This is a genomic window from Rhodoglobus sp. GW821-FHT12B09 (genome assembly GCF_058809925.1).
In genome coordinates this window covers 50,251-64,395 of the sequence record NZ_JBXATB010000006.1, presented here as the reverse complement: position 1 = coordinate 64,395, position 14,145 = coordinate 50,251, and the positions used below count along the sequence as shown (strand labels likewise).

General features: G+C 68.4%; 13 protein-coding genes. 11 read left to right on the top strand and 2 right to left on the bottom strand.

Annotated elements, in window-relative coordinates; genetic code table 11:
* Positions 1-51 precede the first annotated feature (51 nt).
* The 5 genes from AC1RTC_RS12435 to AC1RTC_RS12415 are packed head-to-tail and all read left to right on the top strand — an operon-like array spanning position 52 to position 5,000.
* On the top strand, positions 52-963 hold the full coding sequence (locus AC1RTC_RS12435; protein ID WP_493156107.1) for a carbohydrate ABC transporter permease: 912 nt from the start codon (positions 52-54) through the stop codon (positions 961-963).
* A gap of 2 nt (positions 964-965) precedes the next feature.
* Positions 966-1,805: a carbohydrate ABC transporter permease gene (locus AC1RTC_RS12430; protein WP_493156105.1), complete on the top strand. Its 840-nt coding sequence runs from the start codon at positions 966-968 to the stop codon at positions 1,803-1,805.
* A gap of 54 nt (positions 1,806-1,859) precedes the next feature.
* Positions 1,860-2,723: a ketose-bisphosphate aldolase gene (locus AC1RTC_RS12425; protein ID WP_493156103.1), complete on the top strand. Its 864-nt coding sequence runs from the start codon at positions 1,860-1,862 to the stop codon at positions 2,721-2,723.
* A gap of 13 nt (positions 2,724-2,736) precedes the next feature.
* Positions 2,737-3,948: an ADP-dependent glucokinase/phosphofructokinase gene (locus tag AC1RTC_RS12420; RefSeq protein ID WP_493156101.1), complete on the top strand. Its 1,212-nt coding sequence runs from the start codon at positions 2,737-2,739 to the stop codon at positions 3,946-3,948.
* Positions 3,945-5,000: a class I mannose-6-phosphate isomerase gene (locus tag AC1RTC_RS12415; RefSeq protein WP_493156099.1), complete on the top strand. Its 1,056-nt coding sequence runs from the start codon at positions 3,945-3,947 to the stop codon at positions 4,998-5,000. The genes AC1RTC_RS12420 and AC1RTC_RS12415 overlap by 4 nt, the downstream gene beginning before the upstream one ends.
* On the opposite strand, the gene AC1RTC_RS12410 is transcribed toward AC1RTC_RS12415, so the two are convergent.
* Entirely contained in the window at positions 4,949-5,413 is a 465-nt protein-coding gene (locus AC1RTC_RS12410) for a hypothetical protein (RefSeq protein ID WP_493156097.1), read from the bottom strand. The two genes, AC1RTC_RS12415 and AC1RTC_RS12410, sit on opposite strands and share 52 nt — an antisense overlap.
* Positions 5,414-5,471: 58 nt before the next feature.
* On the opposite strand from AC1RTC_RS12410, the gene AC1RTC_RS12405 reads away from it, so the two are divergent.
* The 3 genes from AC1RTC_RS12405 (at position 5,472) to AC1RTC_RS12395 (ending at position 7,458) form a co-directional block, all read left to right on the top strand.
* Positions 5,472-5,708: a hypothetical protein gene (locus tag AC1RTC_RS12405; RefSeq protein WP_493156095.1), complete on the top strand. Its 237-nt coding sequence runs from the start codon at positions 5,472-5,474 to the stop codon at positions 5,706-5,708.
* An 86-nt stretch (positions 5,709-5,794) separates the two neighbouring features.
* Complete coding sequence (locus AC1RTC_RS12400; protein ID WP_493156093.1) at positions 5,795-6,427, top strand: alpha-ketoglutarate-dependent dioxygenase AlkB; 633 nt, start codon at positions 5,795-5,797, stop codon at positions 6,425-6,427.
* 35 nt (positions 6,428-6,462) lie between these two features.
* The gene (locus AC1RTC_RS12395; RefSeq protein ID WP_493156092.1) at positions 6,463-7,458 is read left to right on the top strand and encodes a PHP domain-containing protein; all 996 of its coding nucleotides are present in this window, start codon (positions 6,463-6,465) and stop codon (positions 7,456-7,458) included.
* 10 nt (positions 7,459-7,468) lie between these two features.
* Here AC1RTC_RS12395 and AC1RTC_RS12390 read toward each other — a convergent pair whose 3' ends face one another.
* A complete protein-coding gene (locus AC1RTC_RS12390) occupies positions 7,469-8,425 on the bottom strand; it encodes a sugar-binding transcriptional regulator (protein ID WP_493156090.1) in 957 nt (318 codons plus the stop codon).
* Positions 8,426-8,502: 77 nt separating this feature from the next.
* Here AC1RTC_RS12390 and AC1RTC_RS12385 point away from each other — a divergent pair, with 77 nt between their 5' ends.
* Genes AC1RTC_RS12385 through AC1RTC_RS12375 form a run of 3 tightly spaced genes read left to right on the top strand, consistent with a single transcriptional unit; the run spans position 8,503 to position 13,705 of the window.
* Positions 8,503-10,257, top strand: coding sequence for a glycerol-3-phosphate dehydrogenase/oxidase (locus AC1RTC_RS12385; RefSeq protein WP_493156089.1), 1,755 nt, complete (start codon positions 8,503-8,505; stop codon positions 10,255-10,257).
* Positions 10,258-10,295: 38 nt separating this feature from the next.
* On the top strand, positions 10,296-11,813 hold the full coding sequence (gene glpK, locus AC1RTC_RS12380; RefSeq protein ID WP_493156087.1) for a glycerol kinase GlpK: 1,518 nt from the start codon (positions 10,296-10,298) through the stop codon (positions 11,811-11,813).
* A 35-nt stretch (positions 11,814-11,848) separates the two neighbouring features.
* Positions 11,849-13,705 (top strand): alpha/beta hydrolase, encoded by a 1,857-nt coding sequence (locus tag AC1RTC_RS12375; protein WP_493156086.1) that lies wholly within the window; start codon positions 11,849-11,851, stop codon positions 13,703-13,705.
* Positions 13,706-14,145 lie beyond the last annotated feature (440 nt).

Below are 14,145 nucleotides of genomic sequence, written 5' to 3'. Positions count from 1 at the left end.
CGCACCACCACATCGCGCGGTGCGGCCCACCACAACCCCTGGAGGTGACGCGTGGCCGTCGCACACACCGAAGTCCGCCGGAAGCGGATCCCCCTCTCGCGCCGAGCCGAGCCCTACGCGTTCATCGCCCCGACGGCGCTGCTCATGATCGGCCTCATGCTCGTGCCGATCGTGATCGTCATCAGCTACTCGTTCATGGACAACGTGATCCTGAACAAGCACCCCGAGTTCCTGGGGTTCGCCAACTACATCGAGATCATCACCGATCCCGCGTTCGTCACGGCCATCCGCAACACCCTGTTCTTCGTCATCGTGAGCGTCGCCGCCCACCTGGTCCTGGGCCTGTTCTTCGCCCTGCTGCTCAACTCGCGGCTGCTGGGCAAGTGGGTCTCGGCGATCTTCCGCGGCATCTTCATCCTGCCGTGGCTCTTCACCGCCGCGATCGTCGCCGTGCTCTGGCGCATGCTGCTGGCCCCCAACGGCGTCGTCAACTACCTGCTCGACACCTTCAACCTGACCGCGGGCCAGGTCGAGTGGCTCTCCGACCCGAAGCTCGCGCTCATCGCCGTGACCTTCATCAATATCTGGTCGGGATACCCGTTCTTCATGATCAGCATGCTGGCAGGCCTTCAGGGCATCCCCGGTGACCTCTACGAGGCCGCGAAGGTGGATGGGGCGAGCGCCGTTCAGCGCTTCTGGAACGTCACCCTGCCGCAGCTGCGGCCCATCATCATCGCGATGATGCTCCTCGACTTCATCTGGACCTCACAGCAGTTCGCCCTCATCTGGGGAACGACGGGCGGCGGGCCGATCGACTCCACCGAGATGCTCAGCACCTACACCTACAAGCTCGCCTTCGCGAAGTACGAGTTCGCGCTCGCCTCCACGAGCGCAGTCCTGGTCCTGCTGCTGTCGATGGTGCTCGCCTTCTTCTACGTACGCCACCAGCGAGCGAGGGACTGACCGTGACCAAGAGAACCCAACTCATCGTCGCCCGAGTCGGCGTCGCCGTCGGCCTCGTCTTCGGCGCGGGCTTCGCCGGACTTCCCGTGCTCTGGATGCTCTCCAGCTCGTTCAAGTCGAACACCGAGATCTTCGAGTTCCCGCCGCGCCTGATCACCGAGGCCTTCTCATTCCAGGCCTATGCCACGATCTTCGCCGACCCCGAGAAGGTCAGGTTCTTCATCAACAGCTACGTGGTCTCGGGGGTCGTGACCATCCTCACGCTGCTCATCGCGATCATGGCCGCCTACGCGTTCAGCCGGTTCGACTTCCCCTTCAAGAAGCCGCTCAACATGATCATCGTGAGCGTGCAGGCGGTGCCGCCCATCACACTGCTGATCCCGTACTTCGGGCTGATGGTCACCCTCGGCCTCTACAACACCTATGCCGGGCTCATCCTCACGTACATGGTGTTCACCCTGCCCTACGCGATCATCATGATGACCGGCTACTTCAACACCCTCCCGCGCGAGCTGGATGAAGCGGTGCGTGTGGACGGCGCCGGATCGTGGACGGCGCTGTGGCGCATCCTCGTGCCGATCTCGGTGCCGGGCATCGTCTCGGTGGGCATCTACACGTTCATGATCGCGTGGAACGAGTACCTCTTCGCGCTGACCCTCACCAAGACCAACGACATGCGCACGGTGCCGATCGGCATCCAGCTGCTCATGGGCCAGCACTCGTACGAGTGGAACGAGATGATGGCGATGAGCATCCTGGGGTCGATCCCCGTGCTCGCGCTGTTCCTCTTCTTCCAGCGCTACTTCATCGGCGGGCTCACGTCCGGATCCGTCAAGAGCTGACGACGGGCATCCGCCCGCCCCTAGATCACCACCCAAAATAAGGAGAACCCTGCAGTGCTCATCACCGGAAAAGAACTTCTGGACGTCGCCCACGCGAACAACTTCGCGGTACCGGCGTTCAACATCAGCGATTGGGCCATGTTCACGGGCATCATGGACATCAGCGAGGAGAAGGACGCTCCCGTCATCATCGCCATCCACCCCGATGAGGTGCGTCACGTGACCACCGACCTCATCCAGGCGATCCGCTCCCGTGCCCACCGCTCGCACGTGCCCGTGGTCATCCACTGGGACCACGGCGGCACGTACGAGCAGATGCTGACCGCGATCCAGGCCGGATTCACCTCCGTGATGATCGACGCGTCCATGCTGCCGTTCGACGAGAACGTCGAGATCACCCGCCGCGTGGTGGACACCGCCCACGCGGTGGGTGTCTCCGTCGAGGGAGAGCTCGGAACCATCGGCGCCAACGACAGCTACGGCGAGTCCGGTGCCGCCGAGATCCTCTACACCGACCCGGCCGAGGCCGTGCGCTTCATCAAGGAGACCGGCGTCGACAGCCTCGCCGTCGCCATCGGCACGTCGCACGGGCTCTACCCCGCCGAGAAAAGCCCCGAGCTCAAGCTCGACCTGCTCAAGGAGCTCAAGGCCGCGACGGGCATCCCGCTCGTCCTGCACGGGGGGTCGTCGAACCCCGACGAGGAGATCGGCAAGTCGGTGAAGCTCGGCGTCAACAAGATCAACATCTCGAGCGACATCAAGGTCTCGTACCACCAGCGCATGCGCGAGGTGCTGGGCACCGACGTGAAGCTGCGCGAGCCGAACTCCATCCAGCCGGAGCCCATCGCTGCTATGAAGGTGACAGCCGCGCAGAAGATCGACCTCTTCGACGCCGCAGGCAAGGCCTCGCTCTACTAGTAAGGAAACGCACGTGGCAGCGCATCTGGTCCTCGGCCTCGGCGGGACGGTCGACTACGAGATCGAATGGGATTCGACGGTGTTCGAGGGTTTGATCCGTGACTTCGAGATCCGGTCGGACGAGCTGTCAACGCGCGAGCCGATCGTGGACGAGCGGGCGCTCGTCGTGACGGTGCTCGGCTTCCTCGAGCGCGGTGTCGGGGGAGAGCGCTTCGTCGCCTCCTCCGACATCGTGCTGGCCTTCGCCTCGCGGTTCAGGACCCGCGTCACCCTGGGCGGTACGGGCGTGCGCGCCGGCATCGCGATGCACAGCCTCGGTATCCCGTCCACGCAGCACCTCGTGAGCATCGACGACAACGTGCGGCAGCTGCTCCCGGAGTCGATCGAGTGGATCTCGAGCGCGGACGGCGACACACTCGACCCGCACCTCATCGTCCAGTTCGCCGCGGGCGCGCGGGTCTCCGCGGGGGACATCGACATCACCGCCCGTAGCGCGAACCGGGTGATCCTGGCCAATGACCCGCCCAATCGGGAGATGCGCCTGAGCCCCCGCCTCGGCCCGACCCTGCGCACCGCGGACGCGTTCCTGGTCTCCGGGTTCAACACCATGCAAGACCCGTCGTTGCTCGAGAGCCGGCTCGACGAGCTCGCCCAGGCGATGGGCGAGCTCCCCGAGAGCGCGCTCGTGTTCTACGAGGACGCCGGATTCTACGAGCCCGGGTTCAGCGCGAGAGTGCGTGAGCGGCTGCTGGACCGCATCGACGTGTACAGCCTCAACGAGGACGAGCTGCAGGAGTACCTCGGCCGTCCCCTCGACCTCCTCGACCCGGCCGCGATCGCCACCGCGCTCGTGGAAGCCCGCAGGCTGATCCCCGCACCCGTTCTCGTGGTGCACAGCCGGTTCTGGGCCCTCGCGTTCGGGTCGGATGCCGAGCGCTACCGGGCGGCACTCGCCGGCGGCGTCGCGATGGCCGCGACGCGCTACCGCGTCGGCGACGGGCACACCGCGCGCGACTACGCGGAGACCACGGCGCTCGCCGTCCACTCCGGGGGCGTCGCGTTCGCCGCGGCGATCGAAGCGCGTTTCCACGGACGTGTGGTTTGCGTGCCGGCCTACGACCTCAGGCCCGAGAGCCCCACCACCATCGGCCTCGGGGACACCTTCGTCGGCGGGTTCTTCGCCGCATGGTCGGGGTCCGCCCGTGGCAGTGGCGCAGCGGTATGAGCCTGCTCCTCCCGTCGAACCGCCCGCCTGAGCGCTTCTACCGCGGCGGTGCGCGCATTGCCGCCTTCCGCGGGGAGCCCTCGGCCGCCGAGCGCGAGCCCGAAGACTGGATCGGGTCGACGACGACGATCGCGGGCGAGGCGCGCCTCGGCCTGACCGAGCTGCCCGACGGGCGCCTGCTGCGCGAGGCCATCTCCGCGGATCCCGTCTACTGGCTGGGCCGCGACCACGTCGAGCGCTACGGCAGCGACACCCGCCTGCTCGTCAAACTCCTGGATGCGGGGCAGCGCCTTCCCGTGCACGCCCACCCCTCGGACGACTGGGCCTTGGCCCATCTCGGTCGCGCGCACGGCAAGGCCGAGGCCTGGTACATCCTCGAGGGCGGCACTGTGCACGTCGGTCTGCGGCAGGATGTCACGCAGGAGGCGCTGCACGACCTTGTGACCAGACAGGACACTGCTGCGCTGCTCGCGCTCCTCCACGAGATCGAGGTCTCGCCCGGAGACGTCGTCTGGGTGCCCCCGGGCGAACTGCACGCGATCGGTGCCGGAGTCTTCCTGCTCGAACTGCAGCAACCCGAGGACCTCTCGATCCTCCTCGAGTGGGAGGGCTTCGCGCTGCACGGCGCCCGTGACGGCCACCTCGGCGTCGGGTTCGACGTCGCGCTCGGCGCGGTCAACCTGCGCGGCCGCGGTATCGACGAGCTCGCCCGCCTGGTGAGGACGGTCCCCGGCACCGGGTCGATGTTCCCCGCGGACGCCGACAGCTACTTCCGCCTCGACCGGGTGATCGTCGACGGCAGCGCGACGATCGACAGCGGGTTCGCGATAGCCGTGGCTGCCCAGGGCGAACTCGTCCTCGAAGGCGAGAGCTACCTGGGGCTGCCGCGCGGCACGACGGCGATCGTGCCGGCCGCGGTCGGGCGCATCCGGCTGCGCGGCCAGGGCGTCGCCCTCATCTGCCGCCCGCCAGCAGTGGGGCTAACGGGATGCCCGCCGCTTCAGCGCCCCGCAGCATCCCGCCCGGCCAGCTCGCCCGCCAGCAGCGAGTAGGTGCGCTCGTGCGCCAGCCTCGCGTGCTTGGCCATGTAGCCGACGAGGAGGGCCGGTGCGGTGACGACCGTCGACTCGGTGACGACGGCGCCCGCCCCGTCGGGCTCGGCGCGCGTGGAGGTGACGAGGGTGCACCCGCGCGCGGCCAGCACGTCGCCGGTCATCGCGGTCGGCGACGTGCGGTGCATCCGCGCCGGGAATCGGATCGTGTACCGGAAGGGGCCGAGCGCCGGCCGCTCGACGATCTGCCAGTCGGTCCAGGGGCCGCCCTCGTCGGCACCGCTGCCGACGACTGTTGCCTCGACCAGGTAGGGGTGCATCCCGTGGTGCGCGGCGAGGTCGCTGAGGAAGTCGACGGCGACCTCGGGCGCGACAGGCACGCGGGTGGAGAGTTCGAAGGCGCGAGTGCTCATGCGCCCCAGTATGGCGCGCTGCGCACGTACGCTGGACCCATCCAGCGAAAGGAATCACATGCCTGACTACGCCTTCGGAGGCCCCGCCGACATCGACCGTGCGATCGGGTTTCTCGTGCAGCTCGACAACGAGCAGCGAAACGCGCTCGCCGTGCTCGAGATCGACGACGCCATCGACGAGCTGCAGCGCGAGTTCGAGAAGTCGTCGGCCGACGCGTCCTACCGCCCGGACAACGACTTCATCGCGCGCCTGAGCGGCTACCTCGAGATGGCGGACGACAGCGCGCGCCCCTAGCGGCACCGCCCGGAGGCGGGCGAGCGGAGTCCACAATTCCAGGAATTGCTCTCGAACATAGTTTCGAATGTTGTTAGCATCGGAACATGAGCATCGCCTTCCAGACCTCACTCCTCGACGACATCTTCTCCGAGCCCGAGCTGCGGCCGCTGGGGCTCATGGTGCAGCGCATCCCGCTCGAGCACGGCGCGTGGATCGACCTGCGGCCCGGCTGGCTCTCCAACTCCGACGCCCTGTTCGAGCGTCTCGCCGTTGATGTTCCGTGGAAGGCAGATAGACGGGAGATGTACGACAAGGTCGTGGCCGTGCCGCGCCTCGTCTCCTGGTTCGGTGCGGGCGAGACCTTCCCCGACCCCGTCCTGGTCGATGCCAAGGAGGCGCTCAACAACCACTACGGGCGCCCTCCCGGACAGGTGTTCGAAACTGCGGGCCTCTGCTTCTACCGCACCGGGGACGACAGCGTCGCCTGGCACGGCGACAGGGTGGGCCGCACGATCGAGCGCGACACGATGGTGGCGATCCTCTCGGTGGGCGCCGAGCGCTCACTCTCGGTGCGGCCGAAGGGCGGCGGCGAGACCCTCAAGTTCCCGGTCGGCCACGGCGACCTGATCGTGATGGGCGGCTCGTGCCAGCGCACCTACGAGCACGCCATCCTCAAGACGAAGCACGCCGTCGGCCCGCGCATCAGCGTGCAGTTCAGGCCGGTCTGGCCGCGCTAGGGGGTCCGCGAGACCAGCTCGGCTAGCGTGGCTCCATGGACCCTGTCGCCGCGCTCAACGAGATCGCGTACTGGCTCGAGCGCGAGCTGGCGTCGCCGTTCAAGACGAAGGCGTTCCGGCACGCGGCTTCGGTGATCGCGGCACTCCCGCCCGCCGAGGTCGCGGAGCGCGGCGCGGCCGGGCGCTGGACGGGGGTCGCGGGCGTCGGCGGCTCGACGGCGGAGGTGGTCCGCGAGGCGGTGGCCGGGGGCATCCCGAGCCGGCTCGCCGACCTGCGCGCGAAGGCGACAGCCTCGACCAGCGCGCTGCGCACGAAGCTGCGCGGCGACCTGCACTCGCACAGCGACTGGTCGGACGGCACGACCCCGATCGAGACTATGGCCGACACCGCGAAGTGGCTGGGGCACGACTACCTCGTGCTCACCGACCACTCGCCGCACCTGCGGGTCGCGAACGGCCTGAGCCCCGAGCGGCTGCGCGAGCAGCTCGACGTGGTCGCGCGCTACGACGGGGGAGACTTCCGCCTGCTGTCGGGCATCGAGGTCGACATCCTCGACGACGGAGCGCTCGACCAGGTGCCGCAGCTGCTCGACCGACTCGACGTGGTCGTCGCGAGCGTGCACTCGAAGCTCAAGATGGACAGGGACGAGATGACGGCACGGATGCTCGCCGCCATCCGAGACCCGCACACCGACGTGCTCGGCCACTGCACCGGGCGGCTCGTCGAAGGGTCCCGGGGCACTCGCGGGCAATCGGTGTTCGACGCCCGCGCCGTGTTCGAGGCGTGCGCGGAGCACGGGGTCGCTGTCGAGATCAACTCCCGCCCCGAGCGGCAGGACCCGCCCGACGAGCTGATCGCCCTCGCTCTCGACGCCGGCTGCCTGTTCTCCATCGACAGCGACGCCCACGCCCCGGGCCAGCTCGGGCTCATCGACCTGGGTGCGGAGCGGGCCGAGGCGAACGGCGTGCCCGCCGACCGGATCGTGACGACGTGGCCGGTCGACAAGCTCCTCGACTGGGCGAAGGGCTAGCCGGCCGCGTCTAGGCGGCCGCGTCGAGCTCCACCAGCCGGGTGGCCGTCTGCTCGTCGAGCACGAGGTGCGTGATGACCCCGGCCCTCAGGGCGGCGAGCAGCGGGATGACCTTGCTGTCGCCCGCGACGGCGCACACCCGTCGGGGCACCCGCCGCAGCTCGGCCGGGGTGGGTCCGGTTGCACGTTCGTTCAGGGTGAGGTCTTCATACGTGCCGTCGGCGCGCAGGAACACCGTGCACACGTCTCCGACGACGCCCTCGGAGTCGAGCGTCTCGATGTCCTCGGCCTCCAGATACCCGGCCGAGTACACGTGGCTGGGCACCTCGCCCGCGACCGCCCCGATCGAGAACAGGGCGATGTCGGCCCGGCGCTGCACCTGGAGCACGCGCTCGATGGAGCGCTCCCGCCACATCGCCCGGCGGGTCTCCGCGTAGTCGAAGAAGGCGGGCACCGGGAAGAGGTGCACTGTCGCGTCGAAGGCATCGGCGAAGCGCGCGATGAGGCTGCCGACGTACTCGACGCCGGACGTGCGGTTGTTGGCGGCGCCGTTGAGCTGCACCACGGAGCTGCCGCGAGTGGGCTTCTTACTGAGGTGGCGGGCGATCGCGCCGAGGGTCGTGCCCCATGCGACCCCGAGCACCATGTCGGAGTCGAACCAGCCCGAGACCATGCGCGCTGTCGTCATCGCGACCTGCTCGAGCCGCTCGGCGACGGTCGCCGAGTCGACGACCGGCACCACGTAGACCTCGACGCCGTACTGCCCGGCGATGTACTGCGCGACGCCCGGAGCTCGCGTGGGGGTGGGCCGCAGCGTGATCTCCACCAGCCCGGTGGCGCGCGCCTGCTTGAGCAGTCGGGAGACGCTGGACCGCGACATGTGGAGGCGGCTCGCGATCGTCTCCATCTTGAGGTCCTGCAGGTAGTACATGGAGGAGGCGGCGAGCAGGGTCTCTTCACGGTCCATGGAGACCATTCTGCACGTATGTGCAGGTTGCCTGCTCAATTTGCCAAACGATCCATGCGAAGTAATACGCTCTCCACGTGACTGAGAGCCGACTGACCCCCGAGACCCGTGAGCGCGCGCTGGAGCGCCTCGCGGCCAGCGCCACCGCGGGCGAGGAGCTCGATGTGCTGATCATCGGCGGCGGCGTCACCGGGGCAGGTATCGCTCTGGATGCCGTGAGCCGAGGCCTCTCGACGGCCGTCGTCGAGGCGCAGGACTGGGCCTCCGGAACGTCGAGCCGCTCGAGCAAGCTCGTGCACGGCGGGCTGCGCTACCTCCAGATGCTGGACTTCAAGCTGGTCCTCGAAGCGCTCAAGGAGCGCGACCTGCTGCTCACCGAGATCGCCCCGCACCTCGTGCGGCCCCTGCCCTTCCTCTACCCCCTGCGCACCCGGGTGTTCGAGCGCGCGTTCGTCGGCGCGGGCATCCTGCTCTACGACCTGCTCGCGAGCGTGCGCCGCGGCAAGCGCGCCCTGCCGTTCCACCGCCACCTGTCGCGCGCCGGGCTGACGAAGGCCTTCCCCGACTTCGCGAAGTCGGCGGCGGTCGGGGCGATCGAGTACTGGGACGCGAACGTCGACGACGCCCGTCTGGTGCTCACGGTGATGCGCACCGCCGTCTCGTACGGGGCGCACGCGGCATCCCGCACCCAGGTCGTCGAGCTCACGAAGAACGCGGCGGGCGCGGTCGACGGCGCCGTGCTCATGGACCTCGAGACCGGCAAGAAGCTCACGGTCAAGGCGAAGACCGTGATCAGCTCCACCGGCGTGTGGACCGAGGAGTCGCAGTCGCTCGCCGACGACAAGGGCGGCCTGCGCGTGCTCGCGTCGAAGGGCATCCACATCGTCGTGCCGCGCGACCGCATCGCGGGCACCCCCGGGCTCATCCTGCAGACGTCGAAGAGCGTGCTGTTCGTGATCCCGTGGTCGCGCTACTGGGTGATCGGCACGACCGACACCCCGTGGAACGAAGACCTCATGAACCCGGTCGCGACCGCGACCGACATCGACTACGTGCTCGCCGAGGCCAACAAGGTGCTCGCGCGGCCGATCTCGCGCGACGACATCATCGGCACCTGGGCCGGCCTGCGGCCGCTGCTGCAGCCCGGGACCAAGGAGGGCACGCAGTCGGCCAAGGTCTCCCGCGAGCACACCGTGGCCTCGCCGGTCCCCGGCCTCGTGGCGATCGCGGGCGGCAAGTTCACCACCTACCGCGTGATGGCGAAGGACGCCGTCGACTTCGCCCTCGGTGCCGCGGCCAAGCACAACCCGTCTGTGACGACGACGATCCCGCTCGAGGGCGCGCACGGGTTCCTCACTGCCGAGCACGAGCTCGCGTCCGTGATCGAGCGCCTCGGCTGGGACAAGGCGATGACCGACCACCTGTTCCACCGCTACGGCGCGAACATCCGCGACATCGCCCAGATCGCCCAGGCCGACCCGACCGCCGCCAAGCCGCTCGAGCACGCGCCCGCCTACCTCCGCGCCGAGATCGTCTACGCGATGACCCACGAGGGCGCGCTGCACCTCGACGACCTCATGATGCGCCGCACGCGCATGGTCTACGAGTACCCGGACGAGGCGCAGGACGCCCTGCCCGAGGTAGCCGAGATCGCGAAGTCCACCCTGGGCTGGTCGGCGAAGCAGGTCGCGCGCGAGGTGGACCTCTACCGCAAGCGCGCGGCGGCGGACGCGATGGCGGCGCAGCAGCACGACGACGCGAGCGCCTCCCGCGAGCGCGACAAGGCGGAGGAGGTCGTTCCGATGATCGACCTCGCCGCGCACACCAACTGAACAATCCCGCAGTCTCAACGAAGAGAGCAGCTAGAAGCATGCCCGAGTACGTCCTGGCGATCGACCAGGGGACGACGAGTTCCCGCGCCATCGTCTTCGACCACGCCGCCCGCGTCGTCGCGTCCGGCCAGCTCGAGCACGAGCAGATCTTCCCGCGCGCGGGCTGGGTGGAGCACGATCCCGCCGAGATCTGGAACAACGTGCGCGAGGCGGTCGGCATCGCCCTGACCCGCGCGAACCTCACCGCGGAGGACCTCGCCGCCGTCGGGATCACCAACCAGCGCGAGACCACTGTCGTGTGGAACCGGCGCACGGGCATCCCGGTCGCCAATGCGATCGTCTGGCAGGACACGCGCACCCAGAAGCTCGTGGACGAGCTCGGCGGCGCGGCGGGCGCCGACCGCTACAAGGAGATCGTCGGCCTGCCGCTCGCGACCTACTTCGCGGGGCCCAAGGTGCGCTGGATCCTCGACAACATCGACGGGGCCCGCGAGGCCGCCGATCGCGGCGACCTGTACTTCGGCACGATGGACACCTGGCTGCTGTGGAACCTCACCGGCGGCACCGACGGCGGCATCCATGTCACCGACGTCACGAACGCCTCCCGCACCATGCTCATGGACCTCGAGACACTCCGGTGGCGCGACGACATCGCGGCCGAGATGGGCATCCCGCTGTCGATGCTCCCCGAGATCCGCTCCTCCTCGGAGGTCTACGGCAAGGGCCGCGCGCACGGCATGCTGCCGGGCGTGCCGATCGCGGGCATCCTCGGCGACCAGCAGGCGGCGACCTTCGGGCAGGCCTGCTTCACCGAGGGCATGGCGAAGAACACCTACGGCACGGGCAACTTCCTGCTGCTCAACACGGGCAGCAAGCGCGTCACGAGCAAGAACGGACTGCTCACCACCGTCTGCTACAAGATCGGCGACGCCGACGCGGTGTACGCGCTCGAGGGCTCGATCGCGGTCACGGGCTCGCTCGTGCAGTGGCTGCGCGACAACCTCGGCATGTTCACCGACGCCCCCGACATCGAGAAGCTCGCCCGGCAGGTCGAGGACAACGGCGGCGCGTACTTCGTCCCCGCCTTCTCGGGGCTCTTCGCGCCCTACTGGCGTCCGGATGCCCGTGGCGCCCTCCTCGGACTGACCAGGTACGTCACCAAGAACCACATCGCCAGGGCCGCGCTCGAGGCGACCGCGTTCCAGACCCGCGAGGTCATGGACGCGATGAACGCCGACGCGGGCGTCGACCTTGCCGAGCTGCGCGTCGACGGCGGCATGGTCGCCAACGAGCTGCTCATGCAGTTCCAGGCGGACCAGCTCGGCGTCGACGTCATCCGGCCGAAGGTCACCGAGACCACCGCGCTCGGAGCCGCGTTCGCCGCCGGGATCGCCGTCGGGTTCTGGAACGGCGAGCAGGACGTCATCGACAACTGGTCGGAGGACAAGCGGTGGTCGCCGACCATGGCCCCGCTCGAGCGCGACCAGCTGTACCGCAACTGGAAGAAAGCGGTGACGAAGACCATGGGGTGGGTGGACGGGGACGTGGAGATCTAATGACCGACAACAACGCATCAACACAAGGGAGTGAAATGGCTGAAGTAGCTACAAGACCGAAACTGGTCAGACGGAACAGCTTCTGGCTGGCTCTGTCACTGGTACTGATGGTGGTCTCGTCCATCGTCGCCTCGGCGGTCCAGACATCCGGATACACCGTCACGGTGAAGGACATGAGCTGGGAGACCTCGAACGGCGAGTCGCTGAGCGCGCTGCTCTACAAGCCGAACGGCGTCTCAGCAGACAACAAAGCGCCGGCGATCGTCGTCGCCCACGGCTGGTGGAACAACAAGGAGATGCAGGACGCGAACTACGTCGAGCTCGCTCGTCGCGGCTACGTCGTCCTCTCCATCGACATGTACGGCCACGGTGACTCGGACTACCTGAAGTACGCGGACCTCGCCGCGAACGGCACGGGCATGTACGACGGCGTCAAGCTGCTCGCCGACCTGCCGTACGTCGACACGAGCAAGATCGGTGTCTCGGGCCACTCCAACGGCGCCCGGGCCGCGAACTTCTCCGTCGCGATCGACAACGCCGCGGAGAAGCCGCTCATCGCCGCGGTGTTCCTCGTGGACAACGACCCGGTCTACACGGACGCCGCCAACGACAACGCGTACTTCAACATGTACGGCGACCGCGACACCGGCCTCGTGGCCGACCAGTACGACGAGTTCTTCTTCCGCTCCTACAGCGCGGAGGGTGTGCGCCTGACGTCGCCCCGTGACTACATCACGACCGACAACGCCCAGTCGTTCCTCAACTACGGGGTCGACCCGTCGAAGATCAGCGAGAAGCGCGACGCGAACACGATCTACAACGACGGCGGCTCGATCCGCGTGGTCTACACGCCGGCGCAGACCCACCCGTGGGGAACCATCTCCGCGCAGACGGTCTCCGACCAGGTCGCGTTCTGGCAGGAGGCGTTCGGCGCCCCCAACGCCATCGACTCGGGCTCGCAGACCTGGCAGTGGAAGGAGCTCTTCACGACCTTCGGCCTCATCGGGTTCATGATCTTCCTGCTCGCGTTCGCCCGTGCGCTGCTGACGACTCCCGCCTTCGCGGGCCTCAAGGCGGAGCAGCCCGTTGCCACCGCGAACACCCGCAAGGGCCTCGCGTGGTTCTGGGGCGGCCTGCTCGTCTCGGCGCTGTTCTCGGGCTTCAGCTACGTGCTGCTCAGCCAGGCGGCGTGGATCGGCGGAATCGCGTTCAACGTCGTGCCGACGATCTTCACCCAGGGCGCGGTGTTCTTCATCGCCTTCTGGGCGTTCATCAACGGCCTCGCGGCGATCGTGATCATGGGGCTGTCGTACCTGCTGTTCGGCCGCCGCAACGGTCTCGCGCCGCGCGCGCTCGGCCTGCTGCCCGGCTGGAGGAAGTTCTTCCAGGCACTCGGCCTCGCTGCGGTCACGGTCACGGCGGCGTACGCCATCGTGTTCTTCTTCAGCTGGTTGCTGCACACCGACTTCCGTTGGTGGGTCATCGCGGTGAAGGACTTCGGGGCTGACAAGCTCTGGATCGCGCTGCTGTACGTGCCGTTCTTCCTGGTCTACTTCCTGGCGAACTCGATCGCGATCAACGTCTTCAACCGCTTCACCCTCCGGGGCAAGGAGTGGCTGAACACGCTCGTGCTGGCGCTCGTCAACGCGCTCGCGCCGATCGTCCTCGTGGTCGCGCAGTACGTGACGTTCTTCATCACGGGAGAGCCGATCCCCGGGTTCGGCGGCATCTTCAGCATCTGGCTGTTCCCGGTGATCCTGATCCTCGCGGCAACGGCAGTCCTCTCGCGCAAGCTCTACCGCGCGACGGGCAACCCCTACATCGGCGGCTTCATCAGCGCCGCGGTGGTGACCCTCGTGGCCGTGACCAACACGCTCACGGTCGTCTACTAACCACGGAGCACAGGCGAAGCCCCGGGCCCTTGGGTCCGGGGCTTCGTCGTGTGCGGGATGCTCGGCCGCCGGCCGCTCGCGGATGCGCCGCCGCTCCCGCTCCCGCTCGCGGGATGCCTCCGCTCCACGCGGGCTCGCCGCTCCACGAGAAGGCCTCCGCTCCACGCGGGCTCGCCGCTCCACGCGGGCTCGTCTCACTCCCGCGCGGGCTCGTCTCACTCCCGCGCGGAGGTTGTGACCTCATGCGGAGGATTCGGCGGCAGCCTCGTGTCGAAACCTCCGCATGGGTGCGGCGCCACCCCGCATGGGCTCGGCACGGCCCCGCATGGGCTCGGCACCGCCCCGCATGGGCTCGGCACCGCCCCGCGCGGGCTCGTCTCACTCCCGCGCGGAGGTTGTGACCTCATGCGGAGGATTCGGCGGCAGCCTCGTGTCGAAAC